Source organism: Ochrobactrum sp. SFR4 (genome assembly GCF_019730395.1).
Lineage (GTDB): Bacteria > Pseudomonadota > Alphaproteobacteria > Rhizobiales > Rhizobiaceae > Pseudochrobactrum.
This window is the reverse complement of sequence record NZ_JAAPBB010001459.1, coordinates 1-232: the sequence shown is the minus strand read 5'-3', so window position 1 is coordinate 232 and position 232 is coordinate 1. Positions and strand designations below refer to the sequence as shown.

The 232-nt window shown below is 53.0% G+C and carries 1 protein-coding gene; it reads right to left on the bottom strand.

What is annotated here, in order from left to right:
* Positions 1-39: 39 nt before the first annotated feature.
* Positions 40-232: hypothetical protein (locus HBA93_RS23865; RefSeq protein WP_221724858.1), on the bottom strand; the 193-nt coding region annotated here is incomplete at its 5' end.

Here is a 232-nt window from a genome sequence, read left to right as displayed (position 1 = left end):
GGCTTAGCGATCTGGCACCCGCATATGATGCCGAACCCGTTATTTCAGGTAAAGCTGGCCGATGTGCCAGGCGTTGGCGACAATATGCGGATGCGCCTTGCTCACAGCCAAGTCATCACCACCGAGCAGCTTTATAATTTGCAGCCCAAGCACATGCGTAAAATCTGGCGCAGCGTGAATGGTGAGCGCCTTTGGTACGCTCTTCACGGTTACAATATTCAAGCCATACCAC